Source organism: Providencia rustigianii, from assembly GCF_900637755.1.
Taxonomy (GTDB): Bacteria; Pseudomonadota; Gammaproteobacteria; order Enterobacterales; family Enterobacteriaceae; genus Providencia; species Providencia rustigianii.
The window spans coordinates 1428089-1449193 of the sequence record NZ_LR134396.1; the positions used below are offsets into that span (position 1 = coordinate 1428089).

Genomic DNA, 21105 nt, shown 5'->3' on the forward strand with positions numbered 1-21105 from the left:
TTACAATAAATTGGAATTGATATGAAAGTCAATCAAGTAATAATAAAAACAATAAATTAACCGTTGTATTTGCAATTAATAAATAAAATTATAATTTTATTTATTACTATTTAATAGAGGGGTTGGTTTGGATAATAAATAAATTGGTAATGGATATTTGCAACAGTACAAATATCCATCCTTTATCTGTTACTTGCTAATGAGTCTTGAAGTTAGCTTCTACATATTCGCCAGACTCAATTTTATCAATTCCAGCCTGAAGAATATCAATCAGCTGCCTAGCAACATCAGTTGTTAACCACATGGTTTTATCCACGACGGCACTGTCTAAACTCTTATTTTGCTCTGGGAGGTAATGTAAACGAAGCATCATTGCGTCATAAGCGTCAACAGTGCTGATATCCCAACCAACAACAGGGTGGGTTTGGATGACATCATTTTTTCTATTCATTTAGACCTCCTAATCAAACATGGTGATAAATCAAACATGGTGATAATAGCGTATCAATGACTAAGAGCAGGTAACTCAGGACGAGCTATATGTAGTATATGAATATTTTGAAAATATGGTAGTGGTTGCAGCATTTTTTTACATAATTTTATGATTGTTATAAAAATATGTAAGTAATTTCTACTAAAAAAGAGTTATGGGAAGGCGAGTACCTTCCCATATATAGTTTATTGGCTTACGGCAATAGTCCAGCCTGAATCTTCGCCAGCTAAGAATGGAACAAGCTTATCATTAGCGCATTCGATGGAATCGCAGATGATATTTTGTGCTTTAGTTAGCGTGATATGACCTTCATTTACGGGCAGTCCATAAAATTTGGGTCCATTCAGGGAGCAGAATGCCTCAAAGTGTTCTAGGGCTCCGAGTTCTTCAAAAACAGTCGCATAGGCGGCTAATGCCGTTGGTGCATTAAAGACCCCCGCACAGCCACATGAAGTCTCTTTACGAGATTGAATATGTGGTGCTGTATCAGTTCCTAAGAAGAAGCGATCACAACCAGAAGCGACAGCTGCACGTAAAGCATCTTGGTGTACATTGCGTTTTAATATAGGTAAGCAATATAAGTGCGGACGAACACCACCGACTAGCATATGGTTACGATTAAACATCAAATGCTGAGGCGTTAATGTGGCTGCGGTGAATTCATTGGCATCCAGTACATATTGCGCAGCTTCCTTCGTTGTAATGTGCTCAAAGACTACTTTTAATTGTGGAAACTGTGCTCTCAGCGGCAACATGACTTGTTCTATAAATAAAGCTTCACGGTCAAATATATCAATATGACTGGCAGTAACTTCTCCGTGAATCAGTAATGGCATCCCAGCTTGTTCCATTGCAGCAAGAACGGGATAAATTTTCTTAATATCAGAAACGCCATGGCTAGAGTTAGTGGTCGCATTTGCAGGATATAATTTACAAGCCGTAAATACGCCTTCATTAAAGCCACGGATTAACTCTTGAGCATCAGTGGTGTCTGTTAAATAACAGGTCATTAATGGGGTAAATTGATGTCCATTGGGAACGGCTTTTTTGATTCGTTCACGATATGCTTTCGCGGCTTCTACGGTAGTAATCGGTGGGACAAGGTTTGGCATGACAATGGCGCGACCAAAAAACTGACTAGTAAACGGTACGACTGTTTTTAACATTTCATCATCGCGAAAATGAACATGCCAATCATCAGGGCGGCGGATCGTTAGAGTTGTTACTGTTGTCATTAAACCGGCTCCATAAAGGGGGGATGAGAGATGAGCAAGTGCTCAAGCCGGGACAGAATGATAAATCGAAAAAAATAAAATAGCTATGATAAATAGCAAATATTGACACAATAAATCTAGGGGTTTTAAAAAAACAATAGGGAAAAATAAGGGGGGAATAATACAGAGAAAAACGGAAAAATAGTATTAAGTTGGCTCCTCCAGCTGGACTCGAACCAGCGACATACGGATTAACAGTCCGCCGTTCTACCGACTGAACTATGGAGGAACTCCCCTAACACGCAGAGGATATTAGCTTTCCCCATCAGTAATGTCAAAGGGGAAAATAGCAAAATGAGTTCGTTTGCCTGTTATCTGTGCGAATTGAAAAAAATTTGCTCTAACTACCTATGTTTGAAAGAAAAAATAACGGTAATTGGAAAAATATTTAATAGAATTTAATCGAGGGATGAAATTTTTAGGAAAATAAAGATGGTTAAGCTGAGAAGCCTGGGAAGACAGAAAACAAAAAGCCCGCTTAGGTTTTACCTGAAGCGGGCTTCTTAAATTTGGCTCCTCCAGCTGGACTCGAACCAGCGACATACGGATTAACAGTCCGCCGTTCTACCGACTGAACTATGGAGGAATTGACTTGTTCCTGAGAACGAGGCGCATATTACCCAGCCAGTATTCACTTGTAAAGCATAAAATTGAAAAAAACGCTCGACAGGTTGTTAATTAAACAAATCGCTGTTTATTTATGCCTGAATCCAGTAGCTGTCGGATTTTTATGGTGTTACTAAGAGGGTAGCAACTTAAAAAATGATAGCAATAATGGGTAAGAGATTTAGTGGGCGTTAGCTAGAAGAGCGAATTAGCAAGGATATAATATTAAAAAACAAAAAGCCCGCTTAGGTTTTACCTGAAGCGGGCTTCTTAAATTTGGCTCCTCCAGCTGGACTCGAACCAGCGACATACGGATTAACAGTCCGCCGTTCTACCGACTGAACTATGGAGGAATTGACTCGTTCCTGAGAACGAGGCGAATATTAACGGCATCACCTCGAACTGTCAACGATAAAAATACAAAAAAAAACTAACTGCTCATTCACTGCTCATTCTGACTGGAATTTATTCTATATATTTGATATTGCATTAATTTTGAGTAGCTAAAGAAGTTCTTGTTGGCGCTGGGATCTCTGGATATGCAATATGATAAATATCATAAAAAGAGAGCATTCCTTTTAATGCTAATAAACGAGAGATTTCTTGCTTAATTGATGCTGGAACTTCTTTTGATTCAAGGATCTGATTCAGTGCAGTTTCAGATACAGGCTCTGTGACAAACCATTCGCCGTTATAACAGACTCGCAAGTCGAGAACACCAATATCATCAAAATGATAAACGGGTTTAACATCGAATAATAGAACACTGGCTAGCACGATAAATAGGATAGTGATCCCTGCCGTCCAATAAGGTCCAAAATAGGGGGCATACCAAAGAATAATAGCCAGTGGTAAGTAAGCGGCAATCATGCCTATACAGAGATATGGGTGATTGGCTAAAAATTGACTATTAAAGTGAGGTTTTCCATCTCTAGCTTCGCGTAGGTTAATAGCGTCTAAATCGTCGATAAGTATTTTTTTGATAATATCCATGGTAAGTGACTCTCTGTCAGATATCTATACTAGGAGGGTATCACGCGGCGAATGAATTGTTATATATCAGTTAAAAAAAATATTTAACTGGATTGTCATTGTTTCGAGTTTGTTTGCTAAATATTGATGAGTAAACAATCACGTTTCAACAAAGAAACCTTTACACTATCAATAAAGTGCAGCTCATTTGTTAGGCTTATATTCATCAAAAGTGACCTAGTCTAAAAAACGACAAAATTTTACATATTGGACGTATAAAATAGTTGCTATTATCTCAAAGTCATGAGTTAATGACAGTCGGCCTGTTTAGCAGTCCTATTTGATGTATGATTACTAAGTTAGTGTGTTCTAAAGAAGAAAGTTATCTTAGATAGCCTTTGACCTTAACGCTTCATCTTGGTGTTTCCCTGATTAAATAGCTGACTCTGGCCCATATATGCCAAAAGGCAAGTTTTTTGATGTTATATAGGAAAAAGTCAAATGTCCGACAAAATGAAAGGTCAAGTTAAGTGGTTCAACGAGTCTAAAGGCTTCGGTTTCATTACTCCAGCTGATGGTAGCAAAGACGTTTTCGTCCACTTCTCTGCCATTCAGGGCAATGGTTTCAAAACTCTGGCAGAAGGCCAGCAAGTTGAATTCACCATTGAAAACGGTGCAAAAGGCCCAGCAGCTGCAAACGTAACTGCAATCTAAGCTAATTGCTTAACTGATTTTCTAAAGCCCGTCATTATTTAATGACGGGCTTTTTCGTATGAGAAGCTAAAGCAGAAAAATAGAGATAAATAATTAACATTTTGAGCTTTACTTAACAATTCGCCACACCTATACTCAAGCCACATTTATTTTTGGAGATAATTACTTGGAAAGCCAGAGTTGTACTAAAAACTTAATTTAATTGGCAAGTAATTAATCGTCTATTCCATTAACTGCTTGCCACCATGGCGGGCGGTGTTTGATATCTCATCACACATACTCCTTAGTTTTAGATAAAGTCATATTTCATCTTTGTATGAATATTTCGCTGTTGCGGTGAGTGTGCATCATGTTGGTTTATATTTACTCTCTATTCCCTCCAGGTAATCGTTAATAACACCTGAATATTTTTATATTCAATTTTTAGTTGTGTTTTTTTAACGCAAATTTACCTTTATCCAAATCTTTTGGAGGGATCATTATGCTTTTTATTCCTGAAATTTTAAATTTAGTTGCAGCAATGTGCTTAGGGGCACTAATTGGTGCCGAACGTCAATGGCGCCAAAGAATGGCTGGCTTACGTACAAATGCACTTGTGGCAACAGGGGCGGCAGTCTTTATTTTAAGTTCGGTGACAACATCCCCGGATAGCCCAGGACGTATTGCAGCGCAAGTGGTATCGGGAATTGGATTTTTAGGTGCTGGAGTTATCATGCGGGAAGGCATGAATATCCGGGGATTAAATACCGCTGCAACATTGTGGTGCTCTGCAGGAATCGGTGTGTTATGTGGCTTAGGGCAATATGAACTAGCGACAATCGCGACATTATTGATCTTATGCGCCAATATTTTGCTAAGAGAAGCGGCTTCCAAAATTAATCGTCAGCCCCAGCAACAAGCTCTGGATGTTGAACAACGCTATAAAATTCGAGTTATGTGCCATCAAGGGGATGAAATTCTGGTAAGAACCCTTATTTTACAAGCCATTAATGGGTTACATATTCGCCTTCAATCACTCAGCAGTGCAGATACCCTGAAGACAGAACAGCTTGAAGTGTGTGCAGAATTTTTGGCGACACCCGCCGAACAAAAAGAAATCGAAGCATTGGTTTGCCGCATTAGCCTTGAGCAAAGCGTCAGTGCTATCAATTGGAAAGTGGCATCAGAGCTACCAGCTTAACTGCCGAAAATTAATTAATCAGAGGAGCCAAAATGGACGACCACCCTCCGTCATGGAGATATAAACGAGAGCTATCTGGCTAAAATAATTATTTTTCAGTCAGATAGCGTTAATAAAGCACTTTAATGCTGAATTAGAGATAACGTTATGACTGAAATAAGGCAACAGCGCAAAAGCGTAAAAACTTCCGCGCGTCAAAAATTCATTGTTGGTGAACAAGTCAATAAAAATATCGAACAGGTTTTAAACGAATACCAAACTAACCTATTAGGCTTATCCGAAAGTGAAGCATTGGATCGTTTAGTGTATGAGGGGGAGAATGAAGTTGCCCATGAAAAGGCACCTCCTGCATGGAAACAGTTAGTAGCCTCGTTCAAGAATCCCTTTATTTTCGTGCTCATCATATTAGCCATCGTCAGTTTTTTCACTGACTATTTGATACCTGAACGACAAGGAGAGGAAACGGACTTAACGGGTGTCATTATTATTGTCACCATGGTTTTATTAAGTGGATTACTTCGTTTTTGGCAAGAATATCGAACTAATAAAGCCGCTGAAGCACTGAAATCTTTAGTGCGAACCACCGCAACCGTTTTCCGCAGAGATAGCAAAACGGGGCGCTCAGTACGCAAAGAAATTCCTATCAAATGCCTAGTTCCGGGAGATATTGTTCTATTATCCGCTGGAGATATGGTTCCTGCAGACCTAAAACTGGTTGAATCTAGAGACTTATTTATTAGCCAAGCTATTTTGACGGGGGAATCCATTCCTGTTGAAAAATATGACACATTAGCAAATATTTCCGCAAAAAGTTTAGAGCCAGTATCCCCAACAGAAAATGAGTTATTGGAAATCTCAAATATCTGTTTAATGGGAACCAATGTGACGAGTGGAACCGCAAGAGGAATTGTCGTTGCTACCGGAGGAAAAACCTATTTGGGATCACTCGCTAAATCTATTGTTGGAACTCGGGCACAAACGTCATTTGACCGCGGTGTTAATAGTGTGAGTTGGCTGCTGATCCGTTTTATGGTTGTCATGGTACCCATTGTTTTATTAATTAATGGATTTACTAAAGGAGATTGGTTTGAAGCAACACTTTTCTCTCTTGCGGTTGCTGTGGGGCTAACACCAGAAATGTTACCGATGATTGTGAGTTCAAACCTTGCAAAAGGGGCGATAGCAATGTCCAAACATAAAGTCATAGTAAAAAGATTAAATGCTATCCAAAATTTTGGCGCTATGGATGTGCTGTGTACCGACAAGACCGGAACATTGACTCAAGATAGAATTATTCTTGAACACTATCTTGATAGTCATGGGCTGAAAGATAGTAAAATCCTCCAATTAGCTTGGTTGAATAGCTTCCATCAGAGTGGCGCCAAAAATATGATGGATCAAGCTATTATTCGGCGGGGGCGTGGTAATGACAAAATTGAACAATTGAAAGCCTATCAAAAAATTGATGAGCTACCTTTTGATTTTATTCGTCGAAAATTATCGGTCACAGTAAAAACCCCGGAAGGTAATGCGCTATTAATTTGTAAAGGTGCGGCTGAGGAGATGTTGTCCGCGTGCCAACATTACCAGCAAGATGGAAAAACAATTTTGTTGGATGACAATGCTAGAGCAAAGATTAGTGAACTTGTTAGTGATTATAACAGACAAGGTTTCCGTGTATTACTCTTGGCGACTCGATATTTAAATCAGGCAGAAGCATGCTTGCCTTTATCCGCTCAAGCAGAACAACAACTTGAATTACAAGGTATTCTTACTTTTTTAGATCCCGCAAAGGAGAGTGCAATTTCTGCAATTGCGGCTCTAAGAGAAAATGGCGTTACGGTTAAAGTGTTAACTGGTGACAATGCGGTAATCACTGAAAAAATTTGCCATGATGTTGGACTCAATGTTGATGAAATCATGACAGGGCTTGAAGTTGAAGCTATGAGTGATGATGAACTGAAACAAAAAGTTGAACAGGTTTCTGTATTCTGCAAGTTAACTCCGTTACAAAAATCACGCATTCTTAAGCAATTACAAGGTAATGGACATACCGTTGGCTTTTTAGGGGATGGCATTAATGATGCACCAGCATTACGTGATGCTGATGTGGGTATTTCCGTGGATACCGGCACTGATATTGCTAAAGAATCTGCGGATATTATTTTGTTAGAAAAGGATTTAATGGTACTTGAGCAAGGAGTGATTAAGGGAAGGGAAACCTTTGGAAATATTATTAAGTATTTGAATATGACAGCAAGCTCTAATTTTGGAAATGTATTTTCAGTCTTAGTTGCTAGCGCATTTATTCCATTTTTACCTATGCTTGCTATCCATTTGTTAGTTCAAAATCTGTTGTACGATATGTCCCAGTTAGCATTACCTTGGGATAAAATGGATAAGGAATTTTTGAAACGCCCGCGCAAATGGGATGCACAAAATATTCGACGCTTTATGATCTGGATAGGGCCAACATCCTCTATTTTTGACATCACAACGTTTGCATTGATGTGGTATGTTTTCCAAGCCAATAGCGTTGCTCATGAGGCACTCTTCCAGTCGGGGTGGTTTGTTGAAGGACTATTATCACAAACACTCGTTGTTCATATGTTACGGACACAAAAAATTCCATTTATTCAGAGTACTGCTGCATTACCGGTATTACTGGCTACGGGGATTATTATAGCGTTAGGCTTATATATACCATTTTCATCATTTGGTGAAATGATAGGATTACAGCCATTACCTATTGAATATTTTCCATGGCTAGTTTTAACACTGGTGAGTTACTGTGTGGTTGCTCAGCTAATGAAGCAATATTACATTAAACGTTTTGGTACGTGGTTGTAATATAAAATAGGGCGTTATGATGTAGAAAGCCCCATTGATAGATGAGATTAGAGCATTATTGTTTTACCACTGGATGGCAATTTGTAGAGTGCTTTCCAGTGGTCATATTTCATCTGATCCATTGATTTGTCAGTTAGAAATAAAAAAAAGAGCCATAAATGGCTCTTTTTAGATCACAGAAAAGGGGCTATTATTGCAGGCCCATCGCTGTTTTCATTTGTTTCATTGCATCGATGCCTTGCTGGCAAGCTTGGTCTTGTTGCTCTTTAGGTAAAGCTGCAACTTGTTTTTTTCCTTCTTCCAACTGGCCTTTCATCGCATCTAACTGCGCTTTGGCTTGTGGGTTTTCAGATGCTTTAGAAATTAAGCTATCAACTTCAGCGAAGTAAGCATTACAGGTTTCAGTTGCACCGGCAACTTGGCCTTTTTTATCTTCTTCTGAACATGCAGTGATTGTTAATGCCAATAGACCCATACCACAAGCTAAAATTATTTTTTTCATAATTAACCTTAATAGAATATTTTATTTATATAGCTAATTAAGTATATAAGAGAAGATTTTATTATCAAACGTAACAAATCCTAAAAGTATAATATTCAAATAATTCATATGGTTACTTATTAAGGGGGATGTCACTTCAGATAATGGGTAATCCGAATAAGATTAATTGATTTAATACTAAAAAATAAATGAGGGGGATAAAAATAGATATTTATCGCAATAATAATAAGTAAATAATCATATTCCTTTGAATGATAATGATACAAATCTAACCAGGATGCAGCATAAAATGCTGCATCCTGAGTACGCCATTATGGATACTTACGTTAGGTAAAAGTGACTAATTTTTTAATGGAAGATTCAAAGATAGAGATTGTTATAACTTTTCTAATGATGTTAATAACTTTTTTTCATATACAACGTAAATAATTAAAAATAGCGGACATTGTAAAAAATAATTTACACCTCAATTATAAAACTAGCTTATCAGATATTTGTAGAATTAACGGCTGTACATTTAAACTGCGATTATAGAATTGAAAGGTGAGGCATGTCACAAATTTATCAATAAAACCTTTTTATCTATATAATATTGATTTTTAAATTAAATTTCCTTTGTATGAATGAGGGGTTATCAGGTAAAGTCTCTGCTTCTAAGTCTTTCATGGGTAATATATTTAGTTTTTCGACCACAAAAAGTTGCTTTTATAGTTAACAATAATTAGGTTAATCAGGTTGACGCTATGCTAAATTTACCCTAAAAATTACTCTTCATAGAAATTCGCCAAAGTGTTTTAGACAGGTTAGAATGCTTCGTACAAAGGGAAATAAATTTTCTTACACGACATTCCTAGATGGATTAACCTCCTAAACGGAAAGTAAGGAAAGGAGATGTGGGTATTACTCGTATCTTGATATGCAACATAGCTAGAAACCAATAATGCTATGGGCATGATATGTATGTAACCTGAGTTATCTTGTTACTTTTTATTTTTATAATTACACACAGGGCTTTACCATTATGTCTGCTTCTATTGTAAAGAAACGGCCGTTGAGTCGTTATATTAAAGATTTTAAACACAGCCAAACGCATTGTGCTCATTGTAATAAAACTCTGGACCGAATCTCTTTAGTTTTCAACGACGCTATCTTGAATAAAGAAGCTATTGCTGAAATGACGGAATTGGTTGATGAGTCAACATGGAATGAACTACAAGGTAAATTTACGGCACTTTGCCGTTTTTGTAGTGAAATTTACTGTAATAGCAATACTGATTATTTCGACATTATGTCTTTCAAACAGTATCTATTCTTACAAACCGAGATGAGTCATAGCACTGTTCGCGAGTATGTTGTTCGCCTGCGCCGCTTAGATGAACTACTCTCTTCATCTAACTTTTCTATGAAAGGTTTTACTGCAAGTAAAGTACAAGAACAGTTAAGTGATAAAATGACTGATTCTGCATTTAGCAATTACAATATTGCACTGCGTAAGTATGAACAATACTTAAGCTGGCAGTCTGCAAGTAACTAATAATAGCTAAGACGATTAAGTATAGTTATTTATACGTACACGTTTAAGTCAGATGATAATGAAATAGGTGCCCAAATAGGCACCTATTATTTTTTGTAGCGAATAAAGTATATTAGATATAAATTATACAATTATAGATTTAATTTTATTCAACTGTTATAGGTGAATAAAAAATACTTAAATAGTATTAAATAAAGTAAGTAAATTAATTTTATAGATAATAAAAAATAGAAAAATAAAAATAGTAGTGAATTGAGTGGTAAGCAGATAAATAAAAGGAATATGGCAGCATAAAATGAAAAGATGTAATAAAAGTCTGAGCCCAAAGGTAGCTTGAGCTCAGACTTTTTTGCATTTTATCCGATAGTCATCAGGCTTGCATTACCTCCCGCCGCAGCGGTATTTACGCTCAGCGAGCGTTCATGAACTAAACGCTCAATCAGTAAGTTTGTTTCACCGCGTTCGAAGCCTTGTACGGAAATAATCGGCCCTTTCCGTTTAGCAATAGTTTCACAGACGTGTTTAAGTTGATCACAATCACCGTGGTAAATAACGCCCTCGATGGATTCAACATAATTTTGCCAATCTTTTGTGAAAGCGATAGTTTTACGAACCTTTTCTGGCAGCGACTTAAATAGTTTTTGGTGTAATTCACTATCAGACCACAGAGTCTGGCACCCACTGGCAAGAACAGCAGCAAGCTGAATTAAACAATCTCGCTCGTTATCACTGAGGCATAATATGGTGCCTCGAGGACGTAAAGTATAAGTGTTCCTTTCTCCCGTAGGTCCAGGTAACAGGCGGGATGTCCCAGCTTGAGTTAAACGTGCAAATTGCTCAATGATAGCTTGATCAATCCCAATTTGCTGTTTTTGTACCCATTCGGAGAATGCTTCAAATGGTGCTAATAACTCAGTTCGAGCACTCGCATCCATTGGTAGATGATTATCTTGTTGCTCTAGTGTTTTGCAGATGGCATTTTCTGGACGTTCACTCAGTAAACGGTATAAATATAGAGGGCCTCCCGCTTTGGGTCCTGTACCAGAAAGGCCTTCACCACCAAAAGGTTGTACACCAACAACCGCACCCACCATATTACGGTTAACATACAGGTTGCCTACTTTGGCTTTAGCGACGACTTTATTGATGGTTTCATCAATACGAGTATGTACACCCAATGTTAATCCATAACCCGCTTCATTGATTTGATCAACGAGCTGCCCTAGCTCATCTCTTTTAAAGCGAACCACATGCAGAACAGGACCAAAAATTTCTTTTTTTAACTCGCCAATATTATCGAGTTCAATTAGGGTTGGCTTGACATAGGTTCCTTCTGCTTGCTCTTGCTGATCTTGGCTATTATCAAAAGCTGCTTGGAATACCATCTTGCCTTTGCTGCGCATTTGTTGGATGTGTTGCTCGATATTTTCTTTCGCTTCACTATCAATGACCGGACCAATATCCGTAAAAATATGCTCTGGATTCCCCATACGACACTCTTCCATCGCACCTTTAAGCATACGAATGGTACGTTCTGCAACATCTTCTTGGACGCATAAAATGCGCAAGGCAGAACAACGTTGTCCAGCACTATCAAATGCAGAAGCAACAACATCAGTAACAACTTGTTCTGTTAATGCAGAAGAATCGACGATCATGGCGTTTAAGCCACCCGTCTCTGCAATTAATGGAGTAGGGCGACCTTGGGTATCTAAGCGCCCAGCAATATTACGTTGAAGTAAGCCAGCAACTTCCGTTGACCCCGTGAACATAACCCCACGAACACGCTGATCACCGACTAATTTTGCTCCGATAGTTTCCCCTTTACCCGGCAAAAACTGTAAAACTTCTCGAGGGATCCCCGCTTGGTGCATGATAGCGACAGCAATTGCACCAATCAGTGGTGTTTGCTCTGCGGGTTTAGCTAAGACCGTATTACCTGCCGCCAGTGCAGCCGCAATCTGTCCTGAGAAAATGGCCAGAGGGAAGTTCCAAGGGCTAATACATACAACCGGACCAAGGGGACGATGGGTATTATTATCGAAATCTTCGCGGACTTGTGTTGCGTAGTAATTTAAGAAATCAACAGCCTCTCTGACTTCGGCAATGGCATTGGCATAAGTCTTACCTGCTTCACGGACGAGAACATCTAATAAAGGTTGTAATTGTTGCTCCATGATGTCAGCTGCACGTAATAAAATAGCTGCACGTTCCGACGGCGGTGTAGCAAACCAAATTGCACCAGCATCGGTTGCCATATTCAAAGCATGCTCAGCTTCTTGTTCTGTTGCTTCTCGTACTTTACCTACAATATCGCGATAACATGCTGGGTTAATTACAGGTATTGCATCTGGAAGCGGCTGCTCACTCGTGAAGTTACCACCGAGTAGCGGTTCTGCTGTTTTATCTTGTGCTGCCGAATTAAGTAGGGCACTCGACAAAGAGGCTAGGCGATGCTCATTGGATAAATCAAGTCCCATGGAGTTGACGCGTCGAGAACCGTACAAATCTCGTGGTAATGGAATTTTTGGATGTGGTAAACCAATTTGTCCTTCCACTTTTGAAAGCTCACGGACATCTTTGACAGGGTCGGCAACCAATTCATCTAAAGGAATTGTGGCATCCGCAATTCGGTTTACAAAAGAGGTATTAGCCCCATTTTCTAAGAGTCGGCGCACTAAGTAAGCTAGTAGGGTTTCATGGGTTCCTACTGGTGCATAAATGCGGCAAGGGCGGTTGAGTTTGCCATCAGCGACTTTTCCAACCACTTGCTCATACAGCGGTTCGCCCATTCCATGTAAACATTGGAACTCATATTGACCTGGATAGTAGTTTTTACCTGCTAATTGGTAGATCGCAGAGAGAGTGTGCGCATTGTGGGTCGCAAATTGTGGGTAAATTAAATTAGGAACAGAAAGTAATTTGCGAGCACAAGCTAGGTAAGAGACGTCGGTATAAACCTTGCGTGTATAAACAGGGTAGCCTTCAAGGCCGTCAACCTGAGCACGTTTAATCTCGCTATCCCAATAAGCGCCTTTTACTAAACGGATCATCAGTCGGCGTTGGCTACGCTCAGCCAAGTTAATAATTGAATCAATAACAAATGGACAGCGTTTTTGGTAAGCCTGAATCACAAAGCCAATTCCGTTCCAGCCTGCTAATTTAGGTTCAAAACACAGTCTTTCTAGTAGGTCTAAAGAAATTTCTAAACGGTCGGCTTCTTCAGCATCAATATTAATTCCAATATCATACTGGTGAGCTTGTAAAACTAATGAGAGCAAGCGCGGGTAGAGTTCATCCATCACACGGGAATATTGCGCTCGGCTGTAACGAGGATGTAGTGCCGATAATTTAATTGAAATTCCCGGGCCTTCATAAATTCCGCGACCGTTAGATGCTTTGCCTATAGCGTGGATGGCCTGCTGGTAAGACACCATATAATCTTGGGCATCTTTTTCAGTCAAGGCCGCTTCGCCGAGCATGTCATAGGAATAACGGAAGCCTTTATCTTCTAATTTACGCGCATTGGCGAGAGCTTGGGCGATGGTTTCACCCGTAACAAACTGTTCGCCCATCAGGCGCATTGCCATATCAACCCCTTTACGCACCAGCGGCTCACCACTTTTACTAATGATGCGATTTAACGAGGTTGATAACTTGGCTTCATTGTGGGTAGAAACCAATTTACCGGTAAATAATAGCCCCCAAGTTGCAGCATTCACAAACATAGAGCTGCTTTGACCAACGTGGGATTGCCAGTTACCCGTACTGATTTTATCGCGAATTAAGGCATCACGCGTGGCTTTGTCAGGGATACGTAATAACGCTTCGGCGAGGCACATCAGCGCCACACCTTCTTGAGATGACAGTGAGAACTCTTGTAATAACCCTTGAACTAAGCCAGAACGCCCAATTCCATTTTTTTGATTGCGTAATTTCTCAGCGATAGAATAAGCCAGCTTATGAGCTGCTTCTGCTTGCTCTGGCGGTAATTCCGCTTGTTGCAATAACATCGGTACCGCTTGAGTTTCAGGGGTGCGATAGGCAGAAGTAATTGCCGAGCGTTTCACTGACTGAGGCAAAATATGCTCTGCGAACTCAAGGAATGGCTGAAAACTGGATTCACTTTGCGAAATTTCATCAGCAGATTGGCTATCTTTTGTATCCAAAACTGTTGATAATTCAGGTATAATTTGGTTGTTATCGAGTTGCTCTAAATAATTATAAATAGCTTGTTTAATAAGCCAATGCGATGTGCGATCAAGACGTTGAGCGGCTGCTTTAATGCGGTCGCGAGTTTCTTCATCAAGTCTCACACCCATAGTTGTTGTGCTACTCATCTTAATTCCTTCCGTTTCACTGATGTTAAATATCAATAGTTACACACCATTATGATGATGTTGCAACTTTGTGCAACATTGTTGGCGTGCTATGTGAAAAATATGTGAAACAACGCTTGTTTTTATGATGGATTAATAGCGAAGAGGAATGGGAGTATATTAATTTCTTTATATATCATTAGGATGTATTTAATCTTTAATGTGTTGGAAGTTAATCAGTTAATTGAATATTTAACTTAAAAGTTTAACATTTGTGATGTGGCTTCTATTTATTGAATAAAAAATAGTTAATTTCTTGTTAAATTTAACTGAGTCTGTCTAGCATGATGTGGCAAGGTTATTTAGTTATTGCAACGCAAACAATCACAATATTACAGGGTGCGCACCACAATTAATTGAATTTGTGCAACTAAGTGCAGCACCTAAGACCAGAAAGTTATCAGAGAAAATTATAAAGATAACTAAAAATTAAGACGTACTATGGAGACGACGGATGACTGTAAGCACTCCGATGATCATTATGTTCATCGTATACATTACCGGCATGTTATTAATTGGCTACTTAGCCTATCGTTCAACGAAAAACTTTGATGATTATATCTTAGGGGGGCGAAGTTTAGGCAGTGTAGTTACCGCATTATCTGCGGGCGCTTCTGACATGAGTGGTTGGCTTTTAATGGGCTTACCGGGCGCAATTTTTCTTTTAGGGATCTCAGAAAGTTGGATTGCGATTGGTTTGTGCTTAGGCGCATATCTTAATTGGTTGATTGTTGCCGGTCGTTTACGGGTACAAACAGAAAAAAATAATAATGCGCTAACATTACCGGATTATTTCACGAGCCGTTTTGAAGATAACAGTAAGATTCTACGCATTATTTCTGCGGTGGTTATTTTAGTTTTCTTCACCATTTATTGTGCTTCAGGTGTGGTCGCTGGCGGATTATTATTTGAAAGCACCTTTAACATTAGCTATGAAAAAGCACTGTGGCTGGGGGCATTAGCCACGATCGCGTATACTTTCCTCGGTGGCTTTCTTGCCGTCAGTTGGACGGATACAGTGCAGGCTTCATTGATGATTTTTGCTCTGATTTTAACTCCCGTTGTCGTGATTCTGTCTATGGGGGGGCTTGATACCTCGATTGCAGTGATTAAAGCTAAAAATCCTGAATATCTCGATATGTTTAAAGGGATGAATTTTGTTGCCATCCTTTCTTTACTTGGATGGGGATTAGGTTATTTTGGGCAGCCACATATTTTAGCTCGCTTTATGGCCGCTGATTCTCACCGTACGATCCGTTCAGCAAGACGTATTAGCATGACATGGATGGCGCTGTGTCTATGTGGAACGATTGCAGTAGGCTTTTTTGGTATCGCTTATTTTGAAAACAACCCTCAGCTCGCGGGTTCTGTTATGAAAAATAACGAGCGAATTTTCATGGAATTAGCGGGTCTTTTATTTAACCCATGGATTGCTGGAATTTTACTTTCTGCGATTTTAGCTGCCGTCATGAGTACGTTGAGTTGTCAGCTACTAGTTTGTGCAAGTGCTTTGACTGAGGACTTATATAAACCATTCTTCCGTAAGTCCGCTAGCCAAAAAGAGTTAGTATGGGTTGGTCGCGGGATGGTGTTATTAGTGGCTGCTGTCGCCATCTATATTGCACAAGATCCAAATAATAAAGTATTAAGTTTGGTGAGTAATGCGTGGGCCGGATTCGGAGCCGCATTTGGTCCTGTCGTTTTAATGTCGGTAACATGGAAGCGAATGACTCGCTGGGGTGCGCTGGCCGGAATGATCGTCGGTGCGGTAACCGTTTTAGTGTGGATGAAATATAAATGGTTTGATTTGTATGAAATTATTCCTGGCTTCATCCTTGCAACAATTGCTATTACGGTCGTAAGCTTGATAACGAAAGCACCGAGTGCAGCCGCACAAGCGCGTTTTGAAGAAGCGGAAGCTGAGTATAAACAGAAGTAATTGACGAAAGTCACAATCTAAAATAAAGAAGGCTGGAAGGACATATTCCCTCCAGCCTTTTTCTTTACATAGTAAGTACAGTATGCGTTATTGAATTTTACGACGCTTTACAATTTGGTATCCAATAAATAGAAGGATAAACCATAGTGGAGTCGCGATTAAAGCTTGTCGAGTGTCATGCTGGAATGCCAGTAAAATCACCATAAACGCAAAAAAGACTAAACTGACCCATGACATCACGATACCTAATGGCATTTTATAATGGGATGATTCATGCTTTTCTGGGCGGTTTTTTCTAAAATTCAAATAGCTAATGAGGATCATGCTCCAGATAAACATAAATAGGATGGCGGATACTGTTGTGACTAAGGTAAACGCATGCATGATATCGGGAATGAAGTAGATAAGTACAATACCGAAACTGAGGCAAATACAGGTAAATATTAACCCTGTTGCAGGCACCGCTTTTTTCGATAATTGACTAAATTGTTTTGGAGCATCCCCTTCTTTAGATAACCCAAATAGCATGCGGCTGGTGGAGAATACGCCACTATTTGCAGATGAAGCAGCAGAAGTTAAAACCACAAAGTTCACAATACTCGCCGCTGCTGGGAGACTGATCAGGACGAACATTTCAACAAAGGGACTCTTATCCGCCAGAATGGTTCTCCATGGTGTCACTGCCATAATGACGATTAATGATAAAACATAGAAGGCGATAATGCGGATTGGAATCGCATTGATTGCTTTTGGTAAGGATTTTTCAGGATCGCGGGTTTCGGCGGCAGCAGTTCCGACCAATTCAATGCCCACGAATGCAAATATGGCAATTTGGAACCCAGCAAAAAAGCCACTAATCCCCATTGGAAACATCCCACCATCATTCCAAATATTACTTAATGACGCAGTATGCCCTGTGGGGGACTGGAAATTCATGGCAATCAATGTACCGCCAACGGCAATTAATGCCACAATAGCGATGATTTTTATCATGGCAAACCAAAACTCTAGTTCACCAAACAATCTGACTGAAACAAGATTCAGTGTCAGCAGGGTGATGACACAGATAAAGGATGTCACCCATTCTGGAAAATTGGGAACCCAGAAACTGACGTACGCGGTTATCGCGATAATATCTGCTATTCCAGTAATTACCCAGCAGAACCAGTAAGTCCAGCCAACAAAAAATCCAGCCCAAGGTCCAATCAAATCGGCCGAGAAATCGCTGAAAGATTTATAGTCAAGGTTGGATAGGAGTAGCTCACCCATTGCTCGCATGACGAAAAACAGCACAAAGCCGATAATCATATAGACAAAGATAATTGACGGCCCTGCTAGGGAAATGGTTTTACCCGAGCCCATAAAAAGGCCTGTTCCGATGGCTCCACCAATCGCAATTAATTGGATATGACGATTACTGAGACTACGTTTTAATTGGTTTCGGTCAGTAGAGGGCCGAGAGGTGTTTGTAGGTGCATTTTCTTCCATACTGTTATTTATCCGATAGTGATTATGATGTTAGCCAATGCTATTTTTTTAAGTTTTTGGCGGTGTTTGCGTGAAATATTGTGACATAAATCTCAATTGGAGTAAGAAAAAATTCACTGACAATCGGGAGTATGATTGTTAATAAAGCGATTGTTCTCTTAAATTTAACATTGATAACTAAAAATTAACCTAAAGAATAAAAATAGCAGAATATTATTGACTGTACCAAATGTGAGGCGTTAAATAATTCTATTCGGGCTGTTAGCTCAGTTGGCAGAGTAGGCGACTCTTAATCGCTCGGTCTGGGGTTCGAACCCCCAACAGCCCACCAAGTTTTTCAATGAATTACGTGTTAGCTGCGTTACTTATGCATGCCAGTTGGGACGTATTTGGGACGCAGCCATTGAAAATGGCATCGATTTGCTTAGTATGTTCGGCGAGGTGATCCGGTGCTAAGTGAGCATATCGCAGAACCATCTCAATACTTTCCCATCCTCCCATTTCTTGAAGAACTGACAGTGAAGTGGTCAACAAAAATTGGTCACAGTCTTAGAGTTTTCCCAATATAATCGCCTAGCTTATCTATTCTCCATAGACTAATGCCGTTTCCTATTTACTGATATACATCGGTTTGACTCACTGGGAATTGAAACCAATCAGGTACACCCTGAAGTCTTGCATATTCACTCATCGTGTATGGACGAACTCCCATAGTCAGCAACTAGGCGGGTGCTTTTATCTTTAGCGTAGTGAGCGACACAGGTTGGCGTGTGAGACACTGATTATGGGTAAATCATAATATGCATCATTCATAGACAGCACGAAACCGAGCATCAATAACTAGTCTATTTTCTCCAAAAATCCACCAAATAAGATAGTGAACTTTCAGTAGCAACGGATAACAAAAAGCATCTGTGACTTTATTTCATGAATACTCAATAAAAGATGCTGAAAATATTGAAAATGACATGATATTCAATATGTTGATATAAATTACTGCACCTCGATAACACTGGATAAAAAAATATATTGACTGTATATTTAACCAGTAGTTTGATGGCAGTTTCAACTAATGAATAGGAAGGTAATTTATGAATTTTTATAATGAAAAAGACTCATATGTAACAGGATCAAAATTTAATTATATTAATACTGATAGTGACCGTACAGTTCGTGATATAGGGCATGGCAATCAAGTGATTATAACAGGTGAGCGTGCTAAAGTTCATTATATGCTCAATGAAGATCCTTATTTCACTGATGAGATGGGACAAAACGGCGGTGGTGCAAACTATATTGCTACGGGGAACGGGAGTCACATTCAGTCATTAAAGGGAACTGTCGCTTATGCATCAGGGGATGAATCAAAAGTTGACTCCATAGGAGTGGGAACTCAAACAACTTCATTCTATCCTGATAATTCAGTGTCTATTTGTTCAGGAAAAAAATCTCGGGCGACGGCGGCTGGAAATAATTCCATTGCAGTAACCACGGGGAAATATTCTACTGCTTCTTGTAGCGTTAACTCTGGAAGTAACGGTGAAAACAGCCGAGTTGCGAGTGTTGGTGATGAATCCAGTGTAGGTAGTCATGATAAACTAGTTCCATCGTCGATTACTGAAACAATATCTGCAGTATTGATGGGGCATAGATCACAAGCAAATGGTGCATTTAAGGACCTCTATGTTTCAGGGAATGAGTCCAGTGTTAATCTGTCTTATATTCATGAGGATGAATCATTCCCTGGAGATATTTTTATTTCTGGAAAATCAGTATCAATTGCGACTATCAGGAACATCTATAATACTAATAAAAAACTTCAATCAACATTGGCAGTCGTTAGTAAGCATCCACTAGAAACCTTTGATGCAGGGAAAAATTCAGTATTAGTCGCAGGTTGGCATGACGGTATTCGCCAACGATACAACGTCTATTATGAAGGTACTGACTTTGAGGCAGGGAAGGTTTACAAGACAGATGAGCAGGGTAAATTAGTTTATCTGAGTGATATGGAAAAGTAATCTATAACAGTAACAGCGATAAATCAGACTAAATAGTGCAGCCTCGCAATAGCGGGGCTTTTTAATGGATATAATTCCGCCATATAAGTGGGCGATTCTATCTTACTGAGGGTATTCTACGAGCTAATCCTGCCAATAATGACTCAGTTGGTGAGCTGGTTTTCAGTAACGGTGACTGCATTAAGCGGTATTAAAACGGGTGATACTGTTCAGATAGTTTTGGCTGGAAGCGAATGTTTGGTGTATTTCGTGTCAAGGTTGCTGCTGATACAAGCGTGACACTAGAAAATGTGGATTTAAAGCTGATGTGGAAATTCCGGTTACCAGCAAAGAAAAGCCGGAGGTTGTGACATTTACTTTCAATCACATGCCAATGAATAAGCTTGAAGAATTACGAGATGATTCGATTGATGATTTCTTTAAAGTGATTATTGCTGATTGGGCTATTGAAGAGCCTTATAACGAAGAAAATCTGAAATTGTTATTTGATAACTACCCGTCAGATGCTGGCGCAATACCCAACGCACAAACATGATAGATCAGGTTTATTTAAACTGATTATATGTATTCAGTCTGAATCTGAATGTAAATTGGAGTTTATATGAGCAGAGTTTCATTATCTAAAAAGTCCCCGAATGCATATAGTAAATTAATTGAGATTAGCAACCATCTTGATGAGCAAGCGGTATCTGTAGGCCTAGAAGAGGGATTTATTCATTTGTTGAAGTTGAGAGTATCTCAAATTAATGGATGTGCTTTCTGCGTGAGACTTCACACTCAAGATGCACAAAAATGCCAAATCAGTATTGATAAAATAGCATTGGTTCCAGTATGGAAGGAGGCTGATTACTTTACAGAGAAAGAAAAAGTAGCGTTCTTGTTAGTGGAGTCGGTAAACATGGTCCATGATGGCCATATATCTAATGATATTTACGAAAACGCTGCAAAATATTGGAGTGAGGATCAGCTAGCACTCATTGAATGGATATCTATCACGATAGGCGCTTTTAATCGTATTGCGATTGCAAGTCGTTATAGTGTAAAGCCATAACAATATAGATACTCCATTATATAAATTCTTCAAGGCTGCGCATTGCGTGGCTTTTTTGTATACGCCGCCACAGAATTTTAATCATCCACTGACTTGATTCAT

Annotated in this window: 15 protein-coding genes, 4 tRNA genes and 1 pseudogene; 9 read left to right on the forward strand and 11 right to left on the reverse strand. The window is 39.4% G+C overall.

Annotated elements, in window-relative coordinates:
- Positions 1-196: 196 nt before the first annotated feature.
- The 6 genes from bssS to EL244_RS06390 form a co-directional block, all read right to left on the reverse strand.
- Entirely contained in the window at positions 197-451 is a 255-nt protein-coding gene (gene bssS / locus EL244_RS06365) for a biofilm formation regulator BssS (protein WP_006813504.1), read from the reverse strand.
- 227 nt (positions 452-678) lie between these two features.
- Positions 679-1728 carry a dihydroorotase gene (gene pyrC, locus EL244_RS06370; protein WP_126459561.1) on the reverse strand — a complete coding sequence of 350 codons (1050 nt, stop codon included), beginning with the start codon at positions 1726-1728 and terminating at the stop codon, positions 679-681.
- 192 nt (positions 1729-1920) lie between these two features.
- Positions 1921-1996: transfer RNA gene (locus EL244_RS06375), tRNA-Asn, on the reverse strand.
- Between the two features lie 281 nt (positions 1997-2277).
- Positions 2278-2353 (reverse strand) — tRNA-Asn (locus EL244_RS06380).
- A 297-nt stretch (positions 2354-2650) separates the two neighbouring features.
- Positions 2651-2726, reverse strand: a tRNA-Asn gene (locus EL244_RS06385).
- Between the two features lie 136 nt (positions 2727-2862).
- Positions 2863-3366, reverse strand: coding sequence for a YlaC family protein (locus EL244_RS06390; RefSeq protein ID WP_126459564.1), 504 nt, complete (start codon positions 3364-3366; stop codon positions 2863-2865).
- 480 nt (positions 3367-3846) lie between these two features.
- Between EL244_RS06390 and cspE the strand changes: the two genes are divergently transcribed.
- The 3 genes from cspE to mgtA all read left to right on the forward strand — a co-directional run bounded on the left by cspE (position 3847) and on the right by mgtA (position 8089).
- A complete protein-coding gene (gene cspE / locus EL244_RS06395) occupies positions 3847-4059 on the forward strand; it encodes a transcription antiterminator/RNA stability regulator CspE (protein WP_004909801.1) in 213 nt (70 codons plus the stop codon).
- A 481-nt stretch (positions 4060-4540) separates the two neighbouring features.
- Entirely contained in the window at positions 4541-5239 is a 699-nt protein-coding gene (locus tag EL244_RS06400) for an MgtC family protein (RefSeq protein WP_006813501.1), read from the forward strand.
- A 147-nt stretch (positions 5240-5386) separates the two neighbouring features.
- Positions 5387-8089 (forward strand): magnesium-translocating P-type ATPase, encoded by a 2703-nt coding sequence (mgtA, locus tag EL244_RS06405; RefSeq protein WP_126459566.1) that lies wholly within the window; start codon positions 5387-5389, stop codon positions 8087-8089.
- Between the two features lie 190 nt (positions 8090-8279).
- On the opposite strand, the gene EL244_RS06415 is transcribed toward mgtA, so the two are convergent.
- Positions 8280-8591, reverse strand: coding sequence for a DUF5339 domain-containing protein (locus EL244_RS06415; RefSeq protein ID WP_006813498.1), 312 nt, complete (start codon positions 8589-8591; stop codon positions 8280-8282).
- A 1021-nt stretch (positions 8592-9612) separates the two neighbouring features.
- On the opposite strand from EL244_RS06415, the gene fliZ reads away from it, so the two are divergent.
- Positions 9613-10125 (forward strand): flagella biosynthesis regulatory protein FliZ, encoded by a 513-nt coding sequence (fliZ, locus tag EL244_RS06420; RefSeq protein ID WP_006813497.1) that lies wholly within the window; start codon positions 9613-9615, stop codon positions 10123-10125.
- A 356-nt stretch (positions 10126-10481) separates the two neighbouring features.
- Here fliZ and putA read toward each other — a convergent pair whose 3' ends face one another.
- Positions 10482-14465, reverse strand: a complete 3984-nt coding sequence (gene putA, locus EL244_RS06425; protein WP_126459569.1) for a trifunctional transcriptional regulator/proline dehydrogenase/L-glutamate gamma-semialdehyde dehydrogenase — start codon at positions 14463-14465, stop codon at positions 10482-10484.
- A gap of 493 nt (positions 14466-14958) precedes the next feature.
- On the opposite strand from putA, the gene putP reads away from it, so the two are divergent.
- Entirely contained in the window at positions 14959-16443 is a 1485-nt protein-coding gene (gene putP / locus EL244_RS06430; RefSeq protein ID WP_006813494.1) for a sodium/proline symporter PutP, read from the forward strand.
- A gap of 87 nt (positions 16444-16530) precedes the next feature.
- Here the strand turns inward: putP and cycA are convergent, their stop codons facing one another.
- The gene (gene cycA / locus EL244_RS06435; RefSeq protein WP_126459572.1) at positions 16531-17931 is read right to left on the reverse strand and encodes a D-serine/D-alanine/glycine transporter; all 1401 of its coding nucleotides are present in this window, start codon (positions 17929-17931) and stop codon (positions 16531-16533) included.
- Positions 17932-18186: 255 nt separating this feature from the next.
- On the opposite strand from cycA, the gene EL244_RS06440 reads away from it, so the two are divergent.
- Positions 18187-18262 (forward strand) — tRNA-Lys (locus EL244_RS06440).
- A gap of 14 nt (positions 18263-18276) precedes the next feature.
- Here EL244_RS06440 and EL244_RS06445 read toward each other — a convergent pair.
- Both EL244_RS06445 and EL244_RS18375 read right to left on the reverse strand, forming a co-directional pair.
- Positions 18277-18450, reverse strand: a pseudogene (locus EL244_RS06445) (integrase); the annotation flags it as partial.
- A gap of 94 nt (positions 18451-18544) precedes the next feature.
- A complete protein-coding gene (locus EL244_RS18375; protein ID WP_197721687.1) occupies positions 18545-18643 on the reverse strand; it encodes a DNA cytosine methyltransferase in 99 nt (32 codons plus the stop codon).
- A gap of 379 nt (positions 18644-19022) precedes the next feature.
- Here EL244_RS18375 and EL244_RS06455 point away from each other — a divergent pair, with 379 nt between their 5' ends.
- The 3 genes from EL244_RS06455 (at position 19023) to EL244_RS06465 (ending at position 21003) form a co-directional block, all read left to right on the forward strand.
- Positions 19023-19952, forward strand: a complete 930-nt coding sequence (locus EL244_RS06455) for a YdhT family protein (protein WP_126459575.1) — start codon at positions 19023-19025, stop codon at positions 19950-19952.
- A gap of 307 nt (positions 19953-20259) precedes the next feature.
- Positions 20260-20487: a phage tail assembly chaperone gene (locus tag EL244_RS06460; protein WP_126459578.1), complete on the forward strand. Its 228-nt coding sequence runs from the start codon at positions 20260-20262 to the stop codon at positions 20485-20487.
- A gap of 66 nt (positions 20488-20553) precedes the next feature.
- Positions 20554-21003 carry a carboxymuconolactone decarboxylase family protein gene (locus tag EL244_RS06465; RefSeq protein WP_126459581.1) on the forward strand — a complete coding sequence of 150 codons (450 nt, stop codon included), beginning with the start codon at positions 20554-20556 and terminating at the stop codon, positions 21001-21003.
- Positions 21004-21105 lie beyond the last annotated feature (102 nt).

Coding starts and splice junctions, on each gene's coding strand:
- bssS (WP_006813504.1), bottom strand. CDS start 451: ATGAATAGAAAAAATGATGTCATCCAAACCCACCCTGTTGTTGGTTGG.
- pyrC (WP_126459561.1), bottom strand. CDS start 1,728: ATGACAACAGTAACAACTCTAACGATCCGCCGCCCTGATGATTGGCAT.
- EL244_RS06390 (WP_126459564.1), bottom strand. CDS start 3,366: ATGGATATTATCAAAAAAATACTTATCGACGATTTAGACGCTATTAAC.
- cspE (WP_004909801.1), top strand. CDS start 3,847: ATGTCCGACAAAATGAAAGGTCAAGTTAAGTGGTTCAACGAGTCTAAA.
- EL244_RS06400 (WP_006813501.1), top strand. CDS start 4,541: ATGCTTTTTATTCCTGAAATTTTAAATTTAGTTGCAGCAATGTGCTTA.
- mgtA (WP_126459566.1), top strand. CDS start 5,387: ATGACTGAAATAAGGCAACAGCGCAAAAGCGTAAAAACTTCCGCGCGT.
- EL244_RS06415 (WP_006813498.1), bottom strand. CDS start 8,591: ATGAAAAAAATAATTTTAGCTTGTGGTATGGGTCTATTGGCATTAACA.
- fliZ (WP_006813497.1), top strand. CDS start 9,613: ATGTCTGCTTCTATTGTAAAGAAACGGCCGTTGAGTCGTTATATTAAA.
- putA (WP_126459569.1), bottom strand. CDS start 14,465: ATGAGTAGCACAACAACTATGGGTGTGAGACTTGATGAAGAAACTCGC.
- putP (WP_006813494.1), top strand. CDS start 14,959: ATGACTGTAAGCACTCCGATGATCATTATGTTCATCGTATACATTACC.
- cycA (WP_126459572.1), bottom strand. CDS start 17,931: ATGGAAGAAAATGCACCTACAAACACCTCTCGGCCCTCTACTGACCGA.
- EL244_RS18375 (WP_197721687.1), bottom strand. CDS start 18,643: ATGGGAGTTCGTCCATACACGATGAGTGAATATGCAAGACTTCAGGGT.
- EL244_RS06455 (WP_126459575.1), top strand. CDS start 19,023: ATGAATTTTTATAATGAAAAAGACTCATATGTAACAGGATCAAAATTT.
- EL244_RS06465 (WP_126459581.1), top strand. CDS start 20,554: ATGAGCAGAGTTTCATTATCTAAAAAGTCCCCGAATGCATATAGTAAA.